The organism is Clostridium sp. AF15-41 (assembly GCF_003604095.1).
GTDB lineage: Bacteria > Bacillota > Clostridia > Lachnospirales > Lachnospiraceae > Coprococcus.
Genome location: NZ_QTMQ01000003.1, coordinates 60574 through 81598 on the forward strand (window position 1 = coordinate 60574; position 21025 = coordinate 81598).

15 protein-coding genes are annotated in these 21025 nt (G+C 42.7%); 1 reads left to right on the forward strand and 14 read right to left on the reverse strand.

What is annotated here, in order from left to right; translation table 11 throughout:
- Positions 1–52: 52 nt before the first annotated feature.
- The 8 genes from asd to leuC form a co-directional block, all read right to left on the reverse strand.
- Positions 53–1138, reverse strand: a complete 1086-nt coding sequence (asd, locus tag DWW43_RS02995; RefSeq protein ID WP_008402908.1) for an aspartate-semialdehyde dehydrogenase — start codon at positions 1136–1138, stop codon at positions 53–55.
- Positions 1139–1164: 26 nt separating this feature from the next.
- Positions 1165–2328: a phosphoglycerate dehydrogenase gene (locus tag DWW43_RS03000; RefSeq protein WP_008402909.1), complete on the reverse strand. Its 1164-nt coding sequence runs from the start codon at positions 2326–2328 to the stop codon at positions 1165–1167.
- 16 nt (positions 2329–2344) lie between these two features.
- Entirely contained in the window at positions 2345–3427 is a 1083-nt protein-coding gene (gene serC, locus DWW43_RS03005; protein WP_119962692.1) for a 3-phosphoserine/phosphohydroxythreonine transaminase, read from the reverse strand.
- Between the two features lie 34 nt (positions 3428–3461).
- Entirely contained in the window at positions 3462–5144 is a 1683-nt protein-coding gene (ilvB, locus tag DWW43_RS03010; RefSeq protein ID WP_008402911.1) for a biosynthetic-type acetolactate synthase large subunit, read from the reverse strand.
- Between the two features lie 25 nt (positions 5145–5169).
- Positions 5170–6846 (reverse strand): dihydroxy-acid dehydratase, encoded by a 1677-nt coding sequence (ilvD, locus tag DWW43_RS03015; RefSeq protein WP_008402912.1) that lies wholly within the window; start codon positions 6844–6846, stop codon positions 5170–5172.
- Positions 6847–6860: 14 nt separating this feature from the next.
- A complete protein-coding gene (leuB, locus tag DWW43_RS03020) occupies positions 6861–7946 on the reverse strand; it encodes a 3-isopropylmalate dehydrogenase (protein ID WP_119962693.1) in 1086 nt (361 codons plus the stop codon).
- A gap of 274 nt (positions 7947–8220) precedes the next feature.
- The gene (gene leuD, locus DWW43_RS03025) at positions 8221–8706 is read right to left on the reverse strand and encodes a 3-isopropylmalate dehydratase small subunit (protein WP_008402914.1); all 486 of its coding nucleotides are present in this window, start codon (positions 8704–8706) and stop codon (positions 8221–8223) included.
- A 244-nt stretch (positions 8707–8950) separates the two neighbouring features.
- On the reverse strand, positions 8951–10216 hold the full coding sequence (leuC, locus tag DWW43_RS03030) for a 3-isopropylmalate dehydratase large subunit (protein ID WP_119962694.1): 1266 nt from the start codon (positions 10214–10216) through the stop codon (positions 8951–8953).
- Between the two features lie 416 nt (positions 10217–10632).
- On the opposite strand from leuC, the gene DWW43_RS03035 reads away from it, so the two are divergent.
- Complete coding sequence (locus DWW43_RS03035; RefSeq protein ID WP_008402916.1) at positions 10633–11673, forward strand: LysR family transcriptional regulator; 1041 nt, start codon at positions 10633–10635, stop codon at positions 11671–11673.
- A gap of 9 nt (positions 11674–11682) precedes the next feature.
- Here the strand turns inward: DWW43_RS03035 and DWW43_RS03040 are convergent, their stop codons facing one another.
- The 6 genes from DWW43_RS03040 to DWW43_RS03065 form a co-directional block, all read right to left on the reverse strand.
- Entirely contained in the window at positions 11683–15438 is a 3756-nt protein-coding gene (locus tag DWW43_RS03040; protein WP_119962695.1) for a phosphoribosylformylglycinamidine synthase, read from the reverse strand.
- 169 nt (positions 15439–15607) lie between these two features.
- Positions 15608–16546: a M14 family metallopeptidase gene (locus DWW43_RS03045; protein WP_117807395.1), complete on the reverse strand. Its 939-nt coding sequence runs from the start codon at positions 16544–16546 to the stop codon at positions 15608–15610.
- The gene (locus DWW43_RS03050) at positions 16539–17483 is read right to left on the reverse strand and encodes a M14 family metallopeptidase (RefSeq protein ID WP_008402919.1); all 945 of its coding nucleotides are present in this window, start codon (positions 17481–17483) and stop codon (positions 16539–16541) included. Before DWW43_RS03050 ends, DWW43_RS03045 begins: the two co-directional genes overlap by 8 nt.
- A 184-nt stretch (positions 17484–17667) precedes the next feature.
- Positions 17668–18480 (reverse strand): sporulation transcription factor Spo0A, encoded by an 813-nt coding sequence (gene spo0A / locus DWW43_RS03055; protein ID WP_008402921.1) that lies wholly within the window; start codon positions 18478–18480, stop codon positions 17668–17670.
- Between the two features lie 171 nt (positions 18481–18651).
- A complete protein-coding gene (gene spo0A, locus DWW43_RS03060; protein ID WP_119962696.1) occupies positions 18652–19476 on the reverse strand; it encodes a sporulation transcription factor Spo0A in 825 nt (274 codons plus the stop codon).
- A gap of 341 nt (positions 19477–19817) precedes the next feature.
- Positions 19818–20930 carry a 4-hydroxybutyrate dehydrogenase gene (locus tag DWW43_RS03065; RefSeq protein ID WP_119962697.1) on the reverse strand — a complete coding sequence of 371 codons (1113 nt, stop codon included), beginning with the start codon at positions 20928–20930 and terminating at the stop codon, positions 19818–19820.
- Positions 20931–21025 lie beyond the last annotated feature (95 nt).

Genomic DNA, 21025 nt, shown 5'->3' on the forward strand with positions numbered 1-21025 from the left:
GCATCTCTGTTATTCGCTAACAGTTACTTATGCGATATCTTCCATCATATATTTATTTCTTTGTGATATATCCCTGTGCCTTCAACAGCTCTGCGCAAAGAACAGCACCACCTGCTGCACCTCTGACTGTATTATGGGATAAACCAACAAACTTCCAGTCATATACAGTGTCTTCACGAAGACGGCCAACGCTGATTCCCATACCGTGTTCAAAGTCAACATCCATTGATACCTGTGGACGATTGTCTTCTTCCAGATACTGGATGAACTGCTTTGGTGCGCTCGGAAGCTCAAGTTCCTGAGGAACGCCCTTATAGGATACCAGCTTTTCGATCAACTGTTCCTTTGTAGGATTCTTCTTGAACTTAACAAATACAGCTGCTGTGTGTCCGTTTAATACAGGGACACGGATACACTGACATGTGATAACCGGTGTTGTTGCAGGAACGATCACACCATCCTCGATCTTACCCCAGATACGAAGTGGTTCCTTCTCTGACTTTTCTTCTTCTCCACCGATATATGGAATGATATTTCCAACCATTTCCGGCCAGTCCTTAAATGTCTTACCTGCACCTGAAATTGCCTGATATGTGGTAGCAACTACCTCATATGGTTCAAACTCTTTCCATGCTGTAAGAACCGGCGCATAAGACTGGATGGAGCAGTTTGGTTTTACTGCTACAAAGCCTCTGGTTGTTCCAAGTCTCTTCTTCTGGAAATCAATGACCTTCATATGCTCCGGATTGATCTCAGGTACTACCATAGGAACATCCGGTGTCCAGCGGTGTGCTGAGTTGTTGGATACTACAGGAGTCTCTGTCTTTGCATATGCTTCTTCGATCGCCTTGATCTCTTCCTTTGACATATCAACTGCACTGAATACGAAATCTACAGTTGCAGCAACCTGTTCTACTTCATTTACATTATGAACGATGAGCTTCTTAACGCCCTCCGGCATCGGAGTATCCATCTTCCATCTGTCGCCAACTGCCTCTTCATATGTCTTTCCGGCACTTCTTGGGCTTGCAGCCACTGTTACAACCTCAAACCATGGATGATTCTCTAATAATGCTATAAATCTCTGTCCTACCATACCGGTAGCACCAAGAATACCGACTTTCAGTTTATCACTCATTTTTACTAATCTCCTAATCTTTTTTCTTAGATCGCACGAACTTTGATAACGCCATCAATTGCAAGTAATGCATTGATATCGTCTTCTGTAGGAACCTTATCAATATCAAGGATTGAATATGCATATTCACCCTTTGCCTGACTGATCATTCCTGATACATTTCCACCCTGCTTTGCAAATACTCCGGTAAACTGTGTCAGCATGTTAGGAATATTCTTATGGCAGATCGTAACTCTGGCAGTGTCACCGCATACACCCATATTTACATTTGGATAGTTTACGGAGTTCTTGATATTACCATTCTCCATAAAGTCCTTGATCTCCTTGCATGCCATGATCGCACAGTTATCTTCAGATTCTTCTGTGGAGGCACCAAGGTGTGGTAATGCGATTACATTTTCTGTACCTGCGATTGCCGGATTTGGGAAATCTGTTACATATTTTGCTACCTTGCCACTTGCAAGTGCTGCCTTGATATCTTCATCATTTACAAGAACGTCTCTTGCAAAGTTCAGGATTCTGACACCATCCTTCATCATTGCAAATGCATCTGCATTCAACATTCCCTTTGTTGCAGGAAGTGCAGGAACATGGATTGTGATATAATCACATTCTTTATAGATATCTTCTACATTTGTAATATGTTTGATGTATTTGGATAAGCCCCATGCTGCATCAACTGATACAAACGGATCATAACCATATACTTCCATTCCAAGTCTGACTGCGATATTTGCTACCTTGGCACCGATCGCTCCAAGACCGATAACACCGAGCTTCTTGCCGGCAATCTCATTACCTGCATACTGCTTCTTCTGCTTCTCAACTGCTTTTGCAAGGTTCTCATCAGAAGCATTGTCCTTTACCCAGTTGTATCCGCCCATCAGATCACGGGAAGCAAGTAACAGGCCTGCTACAACCAGTTCCTTAACACCATTTGCATTTGCACCAGGTGTGTTGAATACTACAACACCCTTTTCTGCGCATTTATCAAGCGGAATATTATTTACACCTGCACCTGCTCTTGCAACACACAGGAGTTTATCTGAAAGCTCCAGATCATGCATGGATGCGCTTCTTACCAGAACTGCATCTGCGTCTGCATAATTATCCGTTATTTCATATGTATCCGGTAACAACTCCATGCCACATGCAGCGATCGGATTTAAACAATTCACTTTAACTGCCATTTTAAATTCTCCTTTATTATGAATTCTTCTCTTCGAAATCCTTCATGAATTCTACTAACTTCTCAACACCCTCGATTGGCATTGCATTGTAGATGGATGCTCTCATACCACCAACAGTTCTGTGGCCCTTCAGGTTTACAAAACCGGCTTCTGTTGCAGCCTTTACGAACTTGGCATCTAATTCTTCATCACCTGTAACAAACGGAACATTCATTAAAGAACGATCCTCTTTTACTACAGTCCCCTTGAACATCTTAGAGCTGTCTAAGAAATTATAAAGGATTGCTGCCTTCTTCTCATTGTGCTCTTTCATAGCTGCAAGGCCACCCATCTCTTTTACCCATTTGAATACCTTGCCACAGATATAGATACCGTAGCATGGTGGTGTATTGTAAAGAGAATCTGCATCTGCCTGTGTCTTATACTTTAACATGGTTGGTGTGAAAGGCATAACGTCATCACGGATCAGGTCTTCACGGATGATAACAACTACTACACCGGCCGGGCCTACATTCTTCTGTACACCAAAGTAGATCATACCATAGTCAGATACATTGACCGGCTGGGACAGAATGTCAGATGACATATCTGCTACCAGGATCTTGCCCTTTGTATTTGGAAGCTTGTGATATGTAGTTCCATAGATTGTATTGTTATGACAGATATATACATAATCTGCATCCTCATCAATCGGAAGATCAGAACAATCCGGAATATAGGAGAATGTCTTATCTGCTGATGAAGCAACAGCATTTACCTTTCCATATTTTTTAGCTTCTTCGTATGCTTTCTTTGCCCACTGACCTGTGATAATGTAATCAGCTACACCATTCTTCATAAGGTTCATAGGAATTGCAGCGAACTGCTGGGAAGCACCACCCTGTAAGAATAATACTTTGTAATTATCAGGGATTTCCATGATATCACGAAGATCCTGTTCTGCCTCTTTGATGATCGTATCGAATGCTTTCGATCGATGACTCATCTCCATAACACTCATGCCTGTTCCTCTGTAGTCAAGCATCTCTTCTGCCGCTTCTCTTAATACAGATTCAGGAAGCATGGATGGACCTGCTGAAAAGTTAAATACTCTTGCCATTTTTTATCTCCTTCTTTATTAAATATTGTTATTTTTAATTATCAAGATCTTTGTCTGTGAAACAGGTGTCGATCGCAGCACCCGGAGCTACCATAGGCCATACCTTATCATCGGAATCGATCATAACATCCAGTACGGTCGGACCATCTGCTGTCAATGCCTTCTTAAACTCTGTTTCAAACTCTTCGATCGATGTGATCTTACTTGCATTTGCACCAAGTGCTTTTGATACTGCTACAAAATCAACAGAATCATCTAATACTGTATTCGAATACCGCTGTCCGTAGAACAGATTCTGCCACTGTCTTACCATTCCGAGAACGTGGTTATTTAATACCACCTGAATGATCGGCACTTTATAACGGGCCGCTGTTGCGATCTCGTTCATGTTCATACGGAAGCATCCGTCTCCTGCGATATTTACTACAGTCTTATCCGGTCTTCCATATTTTGCACCGATAGCTGCACCGACGCCATATCCCATAGTACCAAGTCCTCCTGATGAAAGGAAGGTTCTTGGCTCCTTATAAGTGTAATTCTGTGCCGCCCACATCTGGTGCTGACCTACATCAGTAGTGATTATAGCATTTCCTTCGGTAATTTCATAGATTTTTTTGATAGTTGCCGGTCCATTTAAGTGATCCATGTCGTATGTAACCGGATTTTTCTCTGTTAAATCCTTGATTTCTGCCATCCAGGAACGATTTGACTGAGTTGGAAGTTTACTGTTTAATATCGTCAGAACTTCTTTAGCATCACCCACAATGCTTGCATTTGCCGGAATATTCTTATCGATCTCGGCTGCATCGATATCAATATGAATGATCTTTGCATTTGGTGCGAACTTGGAAGCATTTCCGATTACACGGTCGGAGAAACGTGCTCCTACCACGATTACAAGATCGGATCTGGATACTCCAAGATTCGATACCTTGGTTCCGTGCATTCCGATCATGCCGGTATAACGCTCGCTTGTACCATCATATGCACCCTTTCCCATAAGTGTGTCACATACAGGTGCATCTACCTTCTCGGCAAATTCTTTTAATTCTTCGGAAGCTCCTGAAATGATTACTCCGCCACCTGCCATGATATATGGTCTTCTGGATACCTTGATCATCTCAATCACTTTATTTACGTCTTCTTCCCGGATCGTATCTGTCTTACGTTCGATCACTGCAGGTTCTTCATATGTATATTCTGTCTCCGCAGCCGTAACATCCTTTGTGATATCAACAAGAACAGGACCCGGTCTTCCACTCTTTGCGATCTTAAATGCACGACGGATCGTCGGTGCCAGGTCTTCTACATTTTTTACGATAAAGCTGTGCTTTGTGATCGGCATTACAACACCTGCAATGTCAATCTCCTGAAAGCTGTCTTTACCGAGCATATTTACTCCGACATTTGCGGTGATCGCAACCATCGGAACGGAATCCATATATGCAGTTGCAATTCCCGTTACAAGGTTTGTTGCACCGGGACCGGATGTAGCCATACAGACACCGACCTTACCTGTCGCTCTTGCATATCCGTCAGCGGCATGTGCTGCCCCCTGCTCATGCGATGTAAGTACATGCGTGATCTCTTCCTGATGCTTATATAAGGCATCATAGACATTTAAAATCGCGCCCCCCGGATACCCGAACACAATATCAACACCCTGTTCTTTTAAACATTCAATTACTATCTCAGAACCTGATATCTTCTTTGCCATTTTCCTTTTGCTCCTTTAATACTCTCTACTTATCAGCCTTTGGTACCTCTAAGATTGCTCCACGGTTTCCTGATGTTACCATAGCGGCATATCTCGCAAGATAACCGGTTGTTACCTTTGGTGTTCTTGGCTTCCATGCAGCCTTTCTCTGTGCAAGCACATCATCCGGTACATCCAACGTGATCGTTGTATTGTTAATATCGATCTTGATGATATCTCCCTCTTCTACCAGTGCGATCGGACCACCAACGGCTGCTTCCGGTGAAACATGTCCGATGGATGCACCACGGCTGGCTCCTGAGAATCTTCCGTCTGTGATCAGGGCTACTGATGATCCAAGTCCCATACCTGCGATCGCTGATGTAGGATTTAACATCTCACGCATACCAGGGCCTCCTTTCGGTCCTTCATAACGAATAACAACGACATCACCGGGTACGATCTTACCGCCCTTGATCGCTGCAATCGCATCTTCTTCACAGTCAAATACTCTTGCAGGTCCTTCATGCACCATCATCTCAGGTACAACAGCGGAACGCTTTACAACAGAACCGTCCGGTGCAAGATTTCCCTTTAATACTGCAAGACCACCGGTCTTACTATATGGATTATCCAGTGTACGGATAACTTCCGGATTCTTATTTGCTACGCCGTCAACAGCTTCACCGATCGTCTTACCGGTTACTGTCATACAGTCTTCATTTAACAGACCTGCGGATTTTAATTCATTCATAACAGCGTATACGCCACCGGCTTCATTCAGATCTTCCATATAAGTAGGACCTGCAGGAGCCAGATGACATAAGTTTGGTGTCTTGGCACTGATCTCATTTGCATAGGAAATATCAAAGTCAAATCCGATCTCATGTGCGATAGCCGGAATATGAAGCATGGAGTTGGTAGAACAGCCAAGTGCCATATCAACGGTTAAGGCATTGATGATTGCTTCTTTTGTAATGATATCTCTTGGTCTGATATTCTTTCTGTACATATCCATAACAGCCATACCTGCATGCTTTGCAAGCTTTAAACGCTCAGAATATACAGCAGGGATGGTTCCGTTTCCAGGAAGTCCCATACCAAGTGCTTCTGTTAAGCAGTTCATGGAGTTCGCTGTATACATACCGGAACAGGAACCGCAGGTAGGACATGCCTTACATTCAAATTCATTTACATCTTCTGCTGTCATGGTGCCTGCCGAATAAGAACCAACAGCCTCAAACATACTGGAAAGACTGGTCTTATGACCTTTTACATGACCTGCAAGCATAGGACCACCGGATACAAATACGGTAGGTACATTTACTCTTGCTGCAGCCATTAACAGACCGGGAACATTCTTATCACAGTTCGGGATCATAACCAGTGCATCAAACTGATGTGCAGTTGCCATTGCTTCTGTAGAATCAGCGATCAAATCTCTGGTTACTAATGAATATTTCATACCGATATGTCCCATAGCGATACCATCACAGACTGCGATAGCAGGGAACATGACAGGTGTACCACCAGCCATGGCAACTCCCATCTTAACTGCCTGTGCGATCTTATCCAGATTCATATGTCCCGGAACGATCTCATTGTAAGAACATACGATACCTACCAGCGGACGTTCCATTTCTTCCTTTGTCATACCGAGTGCATTAAACAGGGAACGATGTGGTGCCTGCTGCATTCCGACTTTTACATTATCACTCTTCATCTCTATACTCTCCTTTATTTTATGCGTTCTGCAATTAAATCTCCCATTTCAGAACAGCTTACCGGTGTCATTCCTTCCGAAATGATATCACATGTTCTGTAACCATCTACCAGTACCTGTTTTACAGCCTGCTCTACTGCATCTGCTTCCTTATCCAAGTCAAATGTGAAGCGAAGCATCATAGCTGCCGACAGGATCGTTGCGATAGGATTGGCCTTGTTCTGTCCTGCAATATCCGGTGCTGATCCGCCGCTTGGCTCATACATACCAAACTTCGTCTCATTTAAGGATGCAGACGGAAGCATACCGATCGAACCTGTGATCATGGATGCCTCATCGGAAAGGATGTCACCGAACATATTCTCTGTTAATACAACATCAAACTGTGCAGGATCTTTTACAAGCTGCATTGCACAGTTATCAACTAACATATGCTCGTAGCTTACTTCCGGATAGTCATTTGCCACTTCTTCTACGATCTTTCTCCATAATCTGGAGGAATCCAGAACATTTGCCTTATCTACAGATGTAACTTTCTTTCTTCTCTTCATTGCGATATCAAAGCCCTTGATCGCAATACGACGAATCTCGTTCTCATTATATACAAGATTATCATGTGCAGTTAACACACCATCGATCTCCTCTGTACTTCTTGCTCCAAAATACAGACCACCTGTCAGTTCACGCATGATCATCATGTCAAATCCACGATCTGCGATCTCTTCCTTTAACGGACAGGCACTCTTTAACTCCTCATAAAGATTTGCCGGTCTTAAGTTCGCGAATAAACCAAGCTCCTTACGGATCTTAAGAAGTCCTGCTTCCGGTCTTAAGTTTGGAGGGAGCTTATACCATGGTGAGGTTGAAGTATTTCCACCAATGGAACCTAACAATACGGCATCCTTTGATTTTGCTACTGCTACTGCCTCATCTGTAAGCGGTACTCCGGTTGCATCGATCGAGCATCCACCCATCAGTATCTGATCATAATCAAATGTATGACCATATACTTCACCGACTTTATCCAGAACCTTCATTGCTTCTGTTACGATCTCAGGGCCAATACCGTCACCCTTGATCACTGCCAAATTACATTTCATCTTTTATTCCTGCCTTTCTTTCACCAGGTAATGCACACCAAGTAATGCAACCTCGCCTCTCGGCTCGGTTTGTGCTGCGCACTATACATTTGAATAACTCCTATGCTATATGCAAGCACGCTTGCATAGCATAGAGTTATTGGCATATGCCTTTTCTTTACCAAGTAATGCAACCTCGCCTCTCGGCTCGGTTTGTGCTGCGCACTATACATTTGAATAACTCCTATGCTATATGCAAGCACGCTTGCATAGCATAGAGTTATTCAAATGTGCATTACTTGTTATTAATGTAGTTAATCAGACCTTCATTCTTAATGATCTCCTGCATGAATGGAGGGAATGCCTGACCCTTATACCGGGTATCCTTTGTCTTGTCGTAGATGATACCACTGTCAAAATCGATCTCTACTTCATCACCGTTCTCGATACCTTCTGCTGCTTCCGGACACTCAATGATCGGAAGTCCGATATTGATCGAGTTACGATAGAAAATTCTTGCAAATGTATCTGCGATAACACAGCTTACACCGGATGCCTTGATTGCAATCGGTGCATGCTCTCTGGAGGAACCACAGCCAAAGTTCTTCTTTGCCACGATAATATCTCCTGCTTTTACGTTGTTTACAAATTCCTTATCTATATCTTCCATACAGTGTTTTGCAAGCTCCGCAGGATCTGATGAATTCAGATATCTTGCAGGGATAATAACATCTGTATCTACGTTGTCACCATATTTGTGTACTGTACCATATGCTTTCATAGTCTGTCTCCTTTTTTTTTATGAAGTTTGGGTTATTAATATATAACACATCTGCATTGAGCTGTTCCAGCATACCAATCTGGGGTCGCTCCCGCTTAACTCAGTCTGCAACGGTACTAAGATGCCGCTACGCACCATCTAAGGACCGGCGACTTCGTATTCCCCTGATTGGTAATGCTAAACAACTCTGATGCAACATATATAACGCTATTAATAACCCAAACTTACTATTCTAATGTTATCTTTATAATCCAAGTTCTTCCGGACTGCTGATCTTGCCTGTGATCGCTGATGCTGCTGCAACAGCCGGGCTTGCCAGATATACTTCTGAATCAACATGACCCATACGTCCTACAAAGTTACGGTTTGTTGTGGATACGGCTCTCTCACCTGCAGCCATAACACCCATATGTCCACCAAGACATGGTCCACAGGTAGGCGTAGAAACTACAGCCCCAGCCTTTACAAATATCGTCATAAGTCCTTCTTCGATACACTGTAAGTATACTTCCTGTGTTCCGGGAATCACGATGACACGAACGCCAGGTGCTACCTGTCTGCCCTTGATAATATCTGCTGCAATACGCATATCGGAAATACGTCCATTTGTACAGGAGCCAATTACAACCTGATCGATCTTGATATCGCCAACTTCATCAATTGTCTTTGTATTCTCCGGCAGATGTGGGAATGCAACTGTTGGACGAAGTGTGGAAAGATCAATCGTATACTCTTCATCATAAACCGCATCAGCATCTGCTTCATACTTCTTGTAAGCCTTTGTGGAATGTTCCTTCATGTATGCTTCTGTTAATTCATCCACCGGGAAGATTCCGTTCTTGGCACCTGCTTCGATCGCCATATTTGCAATAGTAAAACGATCATCCATTGTCAGGTTCTTAATGCCTTCACCAACAAATTCCATAGATTTGTATAATGCACCATCCACACCGATCATACCAATGATATGAAGGATAACATCCTTACCACTGACCCAAGGTGCTTTCTCTCCTACAATATTGAACTTGATCGCAGATGGTACTTTAAACCATGCTTTGCCTGTCACCATACCGGCTGCCATATCGGTACTTCCAACACCGGTTGAAAATGCACCAAGTGCACCATATGTACATGTATGAGAATCTGCACCAATACAGGTCTCGCCTGCAACGATCAGTCCCTGCTCCGGCAACAGAGCGTGCTCAATACCCATAGAACCTACATCAAAGAAATTCTTGATCTGGTTCTCTGCCGAGAACTCTCTGACGCATTTACAGTGCTCTGCACTCTTGATATCCTTATTTGGTGTAAAGTGATCCATTACAAGTGCAATCTTATTCTTATCAAATACTTCTTTCTTATTGAATTTGTCCATCTCATGAATTGCTACAGGTGTTGTAACATCATTTCCAAGTACAAGGTCCAAATCTGCCTCGATCAACTGTCCGGCTTCCACGCTGTCAAGTCCTGCATGTGCAGCTAAAATCTTCTGAGTCATTGTCATACCCATGTGCTTTGTCCTCCTGATCCAAAATCTTATTTTGCAAATAACTGTCGCTATTTCACGCATTTTGTTATTGAATATTTTTATTGATTTTACCACACTGGATGGTATAATTACAATATATAATAGTAATACATTATATAACTTATATTTATAATGATATTTAATCTGAACTCTATTTAACTATCTTTGACTTTACCAAACAGGGAACGCTTCCGCTCGTTTCCACTCTGTGTAACTTCGAACTAACCTCGGCTAAGCCTCGCTAAGGTCTCAGTTACTCCTGCAACGGTACTAAGATGCTGCATATGCACCATCAAGTACCGGCGGACTCAAATGTCCCTGCTTTGGCAAATCAAAGAAGTTAATCAAAGTTCAGATTAAATAATTTTAAATATACATATCTTACTAGGAGGAACGCCATGATCAATAACCTGAATTATTATAATGTGTTTTATATGGTTGCTAAGACCGGCAGCATCAGCCGTGCCGCAAACCAGCTCTATATCAGCCAGCCTGCTGTCAGCAAGGCGATCAGTAATCTGGAAGAAAATATGGGAATCGCACTTTTCGTCCGCAATTCCAGAGGAGTTGCTCTGACCGAAGAAGGGACGATCCTGTACGATTATATCGAACGTGCTCTGGATAACATTATAAAGGGCGAAGAAAGTCTGAAAAAATATAACGAACTTGGAATCGGTCATATCCGTATCGGTGTCAGCACCTCTCTCTGCAAGCATATCCTGTTGGACTACCTGAAACCCTTTATCAAGGATAATCCGAATATCAAGGTCAGCATCGACTGCCACTCTACCAAAAATACGATCCGGCTCTTAAAAAATGAGGAAATCGACATCGGTCTGATTTGTGAAACAGAACTGCCTAAAAATATCACTTATTCCCATGTCCGCTCCATCCATGATATTTTCGTGGCAAATAGTGATTATATCGACAATTTCCCATACCGGGAGACGGAAGCCGATCCGGAAACGGACGAAGAAACAGCCGATACACAGACGAAGGCTGCCGGCTATCCGGTATTTTCCGGTTCTATCATAGGAAACCTGATCCCGCTTATGAATGTGCAGCAATCTGTTTCGGATTCCGAATCTCTGACTGAAGAACATATCCGAGATATCTTCCGTCACTCTACGCTTATGATGTTAGAAGAAGCAAATGTAACCAGAACCCATGTTGATAACTACCTGAATGAACATTCATTCCACTGTAACCAGCTTCTTGAAATCAATAACATGGATCTCCTGCTTGACTTCGCAGCGATCGGTATGGGAATCGCCAGTGTTGTCCGGGAATTCTCTGAAAGCTACCTGAAAGATGGTCGCATCGTAGAAATTCCCCTTCCAACACCTATCCCAAAAAGAAGTGTCGGCTTCGCCTATTTGCAAAACCGACACCAGTCAAAAGCATTATGCACTTTTTTAGATTATTGTAAAATATCTTAATCTATTCTCTTACTTGAAGTAATCTACACCACTTTCAAAGATCTTCTGGTTCTGGTCACCATAGATATTGACTGCAACCGCACGACCGGTACGCTCTGAATGTCCCATCTTACCAAGTACACGACCATCCGGGCTTGTGATACCTTCGATCGCATAGTAAGAACCATTGACATTGTAGTACTCATCCATTGTCGGGTTACCATTCATATCAACATACTGTGTTGCAACCTGACCATTTGCAAACAGCTTCTCACACCATTCCTTGCTTGCAACAAATCTGCCCTCGCCATGTGAGATTGGAATTGTATATACGCCGCCAAGCTCAGCTTCCTTTAACCATGGGGACTTGTTTGTTACCACCTTGGTATAAACCATCTTGGACTGATGACGGCCGATGCTGTTGATCGTCAATGTAGGTGAATCATCTGTCTGTGGACGGATCTCACCGTAAGGGACCAGTCCGAGCTTGATCAGTGCCTGGAATCCGTTACAGATACCAAGTGCAAGACCATCTCTCTGCTGTAACAGCTTCATAACCTCATCTGCGATCTTCGCATTACGGAATGCTGTTGCGATGAACTTACCGGAACCATCCGGTTCATCACCTGCGGAGAATCCACCCGGGAACATGATGATCTGTGACTGGCTGATTGCCTTTGTAAATGCATCTACTGAATCACGGATGCCCTGTGCAGTCATGTTACGGAATACGATCGTCTCAACCTCTGCACCTGCACGTTCAAATGCCTTTGCAGAATCATATTCACAGTTTGTACCCGGGAATACAGGAATGAATACCTTTGGCTTTGCAACCTTATTCTTTGCTGTATATACGGTCTTTGCATCAAAGAGACCTGTCTCGATCTTCTTCTGTTCTACACCTGACTCTGTCGGGAATACCTTCTCCAGTGTCTTTGTCCATGCAGCAAGTGCTTCATCCATTGTAACTGTTACATCACCATAGGTAAATGCTGCACTGTCATTTACAGTACCGATCTTCTTAACCGGAATACCAAGTGTATTTACATTCTCCGGCTTCACTTCAAGGATGATTGAACCATAATCCTTGGAAACCAGTTCTCTCTTTGTAATACAGGTATCAATATCTACACCCAGTTTATTACCAAATGCCATCTTGCTGACAGCTTCGATCATACCACCAAATCCTACAGCGTAAGCAGATTCTACCTTGTCTGCAAGGATTGCCTGATGTAACAGATCGTACATGGCAAGTACATTCCGGTATACAGGGATATCATTTTCATCTTTTTCTATATCAAGCTTAACAAGCACATTGCCTGCTTTCTTAAGCTCCGGTGTAACCACGTCCATGTAGCTTGCAACATCAACTGCGAATGAAACAAGTGTCGGAGGAACATCGATATCATTGAAGGTTCCTGACATACTGTCTTTACCACCGATAGACGGAAGTCCAAGTCCGACCTGAACATCATATGCACCAAGCAGAGCTGCAAGTGGCTGACCCCATCTGTATGGATCTGTTCCGAGTCTCTTGAAATACTCCTGGAAAGTCAGACGGATCTTTGATACATCACCACCGGCTGCTGCGATCTTTGCTGCAGATGTAACAACTGCATATACGGAACCATGATATGGGCTCCAGCTTGACAGATATGGATCAAATCCATAACTCATCATTGTGATCGTATCGGTCTTACCCTTCATAACAGGAAGCTTTGCGATCATTGTCTGTGTCGGTGTAAGCTGATACTTTCCACCATATGGCATCGTTACTGTGCCTGCTCCGATCGAACTGTCGAACATCTCAACAAGCCCCTTCTGTGAGCAAACATTCAGATCTGACAATGTAGCGATCCATGCTTTCTTTACATCTTCCGGTTCTTTTACAGAATCGAAATAATTATCTGTCTTTGCAGGGATCTCTACCTTAACATCTGTTTCCTGATGTGCACCGTTTGTATCAAGGAATGCACGGGAGATATTTACGATCTCTTTTCCTCTCCATGTCAGAACCAGTCTTGGTTCTTCTGTTACTTCTGCTACAACAACGGCTTCCAGATTCTCTTCATCCGCATACTTAAGCATCGTATCTACATCCTTTGGATCTACTACGATAGCCATACGCTCCTGAGATTCTGAAATAGCAAGCTCTGTTCCATCCAGGCCTGCATATTTCTTTGGAACCTTGTCCAGATCTACAACCAGACCGGGAGCAAGTTCTCCGATCGCTACGGATACACCGCCGGCACCAAAGTCATTACATTTCTTTATGATAGAAGCAACTTCTTCTCTTCTGAACAGTCGCTGGATCTTTCTCTCTGTTGGAGGATTACCCTTCTGTACTTCTGCACCACAGGTCTCAAGAGACTGACTGTTATGTGCCTTGGATGATCCGGTTGCTCCACCACAACCGTCACGACCGGTACGTCCGCCGAGAAGGATGATCTTATCTCCCGGATCAGAATTCAGACGTTTTACCGCACGTCTTGGAGCTGCACCCATAACTGCTCCGATCTCCATTCTCTTTGCTACATAATCCGGATGATATATTTCATTTACAAGTCCTGTTGCAAGGCCGATCTGGTTACCATATGAGCTGTAACCTGCTGCTGCGGTCGTAACGATCTTTCTCTGTGGAAGCTTTCCAGGAAGAGTATCCTTTAAAGACTTTGTAGGATCTGCTGCTCCGGTTACTCGCATAGCCTGATATACATATCCTCTACCTGACAACGGATCACGGATCGCACCGCCAAGACAGGTAGCAGCACCACCAAACGGTTCGATCTCAGTTGGGTGGTTATGTGTCTCATTCTTGAAGAATACGAGCCATTCCTCTGTCTCACCGTCTACTTCTACAGGAACGATGATACTGCAGGCATTGATCTCATCGGATACTTCCATATCGTCTAATTTGCCTGCTGCCTTTAACTGCTTCATACCCATAAGGGCTATATCCATCAGACAGATGAACTTATCATCTCTGTCCTTGTACATTTCTTTCATCTCTGCCCGGTAAGCATCAAATGTCTTCTCAAGCATCTCCTTATAATCACCATCATCAAATTCAACATTTGTAAGCTCTGTTGAGAATGTGGTATGACGGCAATGATCAGACCAGTATGTATCCAGCACACGGATCTCTGTCATAGATGGATCACGCTTCTCTTCACCCTTGAAATACTTCTGGATATGAAGGAAATCCTTAAATGTCATCGCAAGTCCGAGGGAATCATATAACTCCTTTAACTTGTCCTCTGCCATATCCTTAAAGCCATCAAAGACAATAACATCGGCCGGTTCTTCATACTCGGTAACAAGTGTCTCAGGGATCTCCATACCACAGGCTCTGGAATCTACCGGGTTGATACAGTATTCCATAACTGCTTTTAACTGCTCATCCGTTACATTACCGGATAAAATATATGTTGTGGCTGTCTTTATGATAGGATCTTCATCTTCATTTAAAAGCTTAACACACTGTTCTGCTGAATCTGCTCTCTGATCGAACTGTCCCGGAAGGAACTCAACAGAAAATACCTTATCTGTATCTGCCATTGGAAGATTATCTCCCTCGTAGATCATATCGATCGGTGGCTCTGAAAATACTGTAACCAGTGCTTTTTTGTATGTTTCTTCAGACAGATTCTCAATATCGTAACGAACCAGTACTCTTACATACTCGGCATCGATATTCAGATAGTTCTTGATCTCGTCATGAAGTTCCTTTGCCTTAACTGCATAGTCAGGCTTCTTTTCAACATAAACTCTCTTAACTGTGCTCATAAAAACCTCCATTTTTATCATATGTTTTTTCCCATATTCCGGGAATTCATATTATTACAAGCGTTTTACAACGCCTATGATACCACTTTTGAAATTCATTGAATAGCTTTTTTCAGCTTTTCTTTTTAAATTGTTGCTGTTTACCGAATAAACCTCAAAACAGCCATCTTTAATTGTGCAGTCTGCGGATAAGCTTGAATACCACTGAATTCTGATAGATCATCGGTGCATTCTGCGCGTAGAAAATAATTCCATCTGTCGGTGCGTAAATATCGGCTGCGATCTCTCCGGTCATCGGATTTATAACATTTGCAATAACATTTCCCCGAACCACTTCATCTCCCGGACTTACAAACCGCTTTAAAAAACCACCGGATTTATCTGACTTTACAGACAGCAGCTCCTCCTCATCAAGAACAGTCGATATATAACCCGCATGACAGTTGTACCGGATGATTCCCATTCTGGTCAGGAATCGGAGTACCGCTGAAACCGCATGTGACGCACTCTCACTGTCAATCTTCTCCGTCACACCGGAATATACAGAAAACGCCTCTGTTCCTCCGATCTGCCAGTTATAATTTAAAGTTGCCTTATCATATGCCCTCGGTTCTGCTGTCAGAACATAGGGAAGACCGAACAGATTGGCCAGACTGGTACTCTGCTTTCCCGTCTCCATCATTCTGACATGCGGGATAAATTCTCCATCCATATAAAAGCTTGCAAACTGTATTCCATACGCATAATCTTTTACTTGATCCATAACCGCTGCCGCTATTCTGCTGGTCGCCTGTCCCTCCGGATTTCCCGGGAAAGCACGGTTCACATCAGAATTATCAGAGATCCAGTATTTTTTACCGACATTAAAGGAACTGTAATTTAAGGATGGGATCAACAGTATCTGTTTTCCCGATACGATTGCTCCTCTTGTCTCAAGTTCGCTTAATTTTTTCGACAGCAGGGAACAGATATATAACTGCTGGAATTCATTTCCGCGCATAGCTCCCATGATACATGCTGCCTTTTCTCCTGTTCCGAAGCTGAAGCCTTTAATGGAATATTCTCCACGATAGGCGGTGTTCATCGTATATATGATCTCTTTACGCATTATTTGTCACACCTCCAAATATTCTGGCAACCAGCGAGCCTTCCTCGATCACCGGATAAGCGCGAAGTGAGAATACCACGCCTCTTCTTGGTGACAGGATCGTCTCTTCGACAGAACCGGTCAGTACATTTACGATCTGTCCGATCACATCTCCCTTTTCGACTACGCCTGAGTGCTTTACCTTTGGTATAAAGATACCACTGCTCTCCGCATTCACAAAAGAAACATCCGTATCTCGGGCAATCTTCGGCATATGTGTATTATATGCGCAGCCGTCCCAGATCCCCATATATTCCATCAATGAAAATAATCCTTCAACGATCTGATCCGCATAGTCATAATCGATCATAAGTGCAACACCTGATTCTACGACCATACTCTTTACTCCGATCTCATTTAACGAGTATGCAAGGCTTCCTTCCATAACGGTAGAGGATGGATGCACCCATACAACATCCGTATTCATTCTGGCAGCATACGGAAGAATATCATCGGCAATATCCGAATTCACCCGTACCTGGGGCAATTCTTTCAAATATACGCTGCTGGAATGCAGATCGACACAGATATCCGATCCTTTAATATCCTGCAGCACAAGTGCCGCCGTATATTCTCCGACCGTTCCTTCCGTCGAACCCGGAAATAATGTATTCATATCAATATCAAACACCGGTACATCCCTTACCTGTGCTTCCAATCCCATAGGATTGATAAACGGATACACATCCACAATTCCTTTTAATTTGTCAAAATCCTTTTTGATCCGGCGGATCACCTCATAACAGATATACTGTCCTGCTACTTCATCTCCATGAACACCGGAAACAATACTTAATCTTTTTTCTTTTCCTGTGGCAAAATCAGGTGCAAGATGATTCTTTTTTACCCGCATTACCTCATCGATCAGCATATCTGCTGATGCTACTGTTTCTATCATACCTTCATCCTTGTCCTTCTATTTTAAATACTCCTTCTGCAAATCGGAGCATTCTTTTCCTACGCAGTAAAAGACAGGGCACCCAAGTGCCCTGTCTGCATATTGCTATTATGTTCAGCACCTTATCTATTATACACATTTCTTACTTCATACGTCAATAAACAAGAGGCTGATTTTGGGTTAATTAAGCTCTTTTCCGATACTCGATCCGGAGCTTATCCGCGATCAAAGCGATAAATTCCGAATTGGTAGGTTTGCCCTTTCCCGCATTTACCGTATATCCGAAAATATCGTTGATCACATCAATCTGTCCACGATTCCATGCAACCTCGATGGCATGTCTGATCGCACGTTCTACGCTGGATGATGTGGTCTTATACTTCTTTGCAATACTCGGATACAACAGTTTCGTAATGTAATTCAACATATTCACATCATTTACTGCCATTATGATTCCTTCCCGGATATACTGATACCCTTTGATGTTGGCGGGAATCCCGATATCTCTTATGATATCTGTTACATCACTCTCGATGTTATTCGCCACATTATCGGTCATACTTTTATTCGGGATGCAGATCAGATCATTGGACATCTCAGCAAGTATCTCCTGTTTTCTTTCATGCATCTGTTTTAACCTGGCAACAAGCTGATCTGAATTATAAGGCTTCAGAACATAGAATGAAGCACCCAGATCAAATGCACAACGGATCAGTCTCTGTGAGCCCACGGAAGTAATTACCACAAACAACGTTTCAGGACAATCCCCCGAATCCCGAATCGTTTCCATTACTCCGAGTCCATCCATTACCGGCAGGCAGATGTCTAGCAGCACCACATCCGGCTGATACTTCCTGATCGACTCAATTGCACTTTCTCCATCTGTTACTTTGTCGACAATTTTAATGTCAACTCTTGATGTATTTGCGAGCAGCTGTTTTGCAACCAACTCACAATCTCCATCTGCGATGATTATACTTATATCCTGATTGTTCATCTTCAATCCCCCTTAATTCTATTTTTTTTTGAAAAATCGACTGTTTTCTAAGTATATTTGTCAAAATCCAATTTGTAAAGAACTTCTCAGGTTTACCTCATGTACCCCTGAGAAGTGAAATTTGCGCCATTTTTCGACATTTGTCGACATATAGTAACGCAACCGGATATTTTAGGAAATACTTTTTAAGGTATACTCCGGTTTTCGAATCAACTGACGATTATCCAGACGAATCTTATCCGCAATCAGTGCAATAAATTCCGAATTTGTAGGCTTCCCTTTGCCTGCATTGATCGTATATCCGAACAGGTCGTTGATCGTATCCATGCTGCCTCTGCCCCATGCAACTTCGATCGCATGGCGGATAGCTCTCTCTACCCGCGATGAGGTTGTCCCATACTCCTCTGCAATCGATGGGTATAACTGTTTTGTAATGGAATTCAATATATCCATATCTTGAACAGCCATCAATATAGCACTCCGAAGATACTGATACCCTTTTATATGCGCAGGAACACCGATCTCATGAATAATATCTGTTACGACTGCTTCTAAAACCGTGCTGTCATTCTCCGGCTCTACCATATTCTGATAATTGTCATTCCGTTTTGCTTTCATAACATCGTCAATTACTCCCCTGACTTTTCTGTCATCATATGGCAGATCGAGAAGCCTTAATATCAGGCGATCAGAGATCTTATAGTAAATAAAATCCAGATATTGTTTATGTGTCTTTGAGCCGCATAAAATAAATTTTACATTTTTCAGATTTTTATTATGTATTACTGATTCTGCTATCTCAAGTACATCTTTTCCCGGTAAGACTTCATCTAAAATGACAATATCCGGATTCTTTTCGGCAATTCCCCTGACAGCATCTTGTCCGTTGTCACATATCCCCACCAATTCATACGCTGCAACTGACTGTATAATATCCCTTAACTGTTCGATTTCTCTTTTGTCGCGCTTTACCATCATTATTTTTACATAATTCATAATGTCCCTCCTGATCTTCTGCCTTGGACAACATTATAGTACCTTGGTTCTGCCTTTGGAATATCCTACTCTCCGCAAGTTGCGACAGCTTTTCGCCTCTACGGAGTAATTCTGTATGATCTCGACATAATCTAAGATGAAACGCGGGGAATTATGTCTAAATCCGAACAAAAATAAACCAACCCTGCAGCCTGTATATATTTACTACGCAAAACGCTTGTGCTCGATTCTCACGCAACGGTACTAAGTTCGACGTAAATACGTCTCACTAAGAACCGGCGATCGAATAGGTTTGCTTCGTAAAATATACAGGCTGCAGGGTTGGTTTATTTTTGTTCGGATCAATAAAGTTCTTTGTATATCTTATAGACCCTGTCACGATCAAGCTCTACGAAATTATTCGCCATCAGACGCCCCTGATTCGTCATTACAGAATCTGTGAATTCGGCAAGATCCTCTTCTGTTACTCCATACTCATGTAAAGCCTTCTTCGGAATCAGGATATTTAACAAATTCTCCAGAGACTCATAGACATTTTCAACATCACAGCCAAGAATATCTGCTATAAAAGAATTAAGCTTCGCGATCTCCCCATCCTGTTTGATCTCCATATAGTTCTTCATAACTCCTGTAAACATGGCATAATTAGATTCTCCGTGTGCCACATGATAGGTTGCTCCAAGCGGATAGCTTAAGGCATGTACTGCTGCGCATCCCGCATTTCCAAATGCAATACCGGCGTAGTTAGAAGCTACAAGAAAACGATCCAATAACGGAATTCTTGCATCCGGACCCTTATCACGAATCTCCATATAACCATGAAGGATCATATCAATAGCCTTATAACCGAACATTCTGGTATATTCATTGCCCTTTGGTGATAAGCTTGATTCAACCGCATGTACCAAGGCATCGATCGAGCTGGTTGCAAAGAAACGGAACGGCAGTCCTGTCAACAGCTCCGGTATCAAAACAGCCGAATCTCCATACATTTCATCAACCGCAAGACCTTTTTTAGTTCCACGACTGTTTAATGCCAGAATGGCTATATTCGTCACTTCAGACCCGGTTCCACAGGTAGTTGGAACCAGCACCAGCTCTTTGTCCTTTTCTATCGGAAGTTTACCATCATAAAGGTCTAAGATCGGTGACACATACTTTAATGCAAACAGCTTGGAGATATCAATAACTGTTCCTCCGCCGATCGCGATAATACGCTTATGCTCCCCCTTAATATCCTTATAGATTGCTTCTGCCATATCGTCAGACGGTTCACCGGCTCCGTATTTTTCCTGATAAATAACATCACATTCCAGATTTAACTTCCCGAAGAATGGCTCATAGATATATTCGTTTGTGATAACAAGATCACCTTTTTCGATATGAAATTCTTCTGCAAATTTCTTACATGTATCATACTTGTAAATCGTTGGTTTAATCATTAGCTGTTTCATGCGTATCCTCCATTCGTCTTCTTATTATTTTTGTATCACAATTTAGTGCTCACATTGTACCACTTTAGAATGAAATTACAATTACCCAAAAAGAG

Coding starts and splice junctions, on each gene's coding strand:
- DWW43_RS03040 (WP_119962695.1), bottom strand. CDS start 15,438: ATGAGCACAGTTAAGAGAGTTTATGTTGAAAAGAAGCCTGACTATGCA.
- serC (WP_119962692.1), bottom strand. CDS start 3,427: ATGGCAAGAGTATTTAACTTTTCAGCAGGTCCATCCATGCTTCCTGAA.
- DWW43_RS03065 (WP_119962697.1), bottom strand. CDS start 20,930: ATGAAACAGCTAATGATTAAACCAACGATTTACAAGTATGATACATGT.
- DWW43_RS03035 (WP_008402916.1), top strand. CDS start 10,633: ATGATCAATAACCTGAATTATTATAATGTGTTTTATATGGTTGCTAAG.
- DWW43_RS03050 (WP_008402919.1), bottom strand. CDS start 17,483: ATGATAGAAACAGTAGCATCAGCAGATATGCTGATCGATGAGGTAATG.
- leuB (WP_119962693.1), bottom strand. CDS start 7,946: ATGAAATGTAATTTGGCAGTGATCAAGGGTGACGGTATTGGCCCTGAG.
- asd (WP_008402908.1), bottom strand. CDS start 1,138: ATGAGTGATAAACTGAAAGTCGGTATTCTTGGTGCTACCGGTATGGTA.
- spo0A (WP_008402921.1), bottom strand. CDS start 18,480: ATGAACAATCAGGATATAAGTATAATCATCGCAGATGGAGATTGTGAG.
- spo0A (WP_119962696.1), bottom strand. CDS start 19,476: ATGAATTATGTAAAAATAATGATGGTAAAGCGCGACAAAAGAGAAATC.
- leuD (WP_008402914.1), bottom strand. CDS start 8,706: ATGAAAGCATATGGTACAGTACACAAATATGGTGACAACGTAGATACA.
- ilvD (WP_008402912.1), bottom strand. CDS start 6,846: ATGAAGAGTGATAATGTAAAAGTCGGAATGCAGCAGGCACCACATCGT.
- DWW43_RS03000 (WP_008402909.1), bottom strand. CDS start 2,328: ATGGCAGTTAAAGTGAATTGTTTAAATCCGATCGCTGCATGTGGCATG.
- leuC (WP_119962694.1), bottom strand. CDS start 10,216: ATGGGTATGACAATGACTCAGAAGATTTTAGCTGCACATGCAGGACTT.
- ilvB (WP_008402911.1), bottom strand. CDS start 5,144: ATGGCAAAGAAGATATCAGGTTCTGAGATAGTAATTGAATGTTTAAAA.
- DWW43_RS03045 (WP_117807395.1), bottom strand. CDS start 16,546: ATGCGTAAAGAGATCATATATACGATGAACACCGCCTATCGTGGAGAA.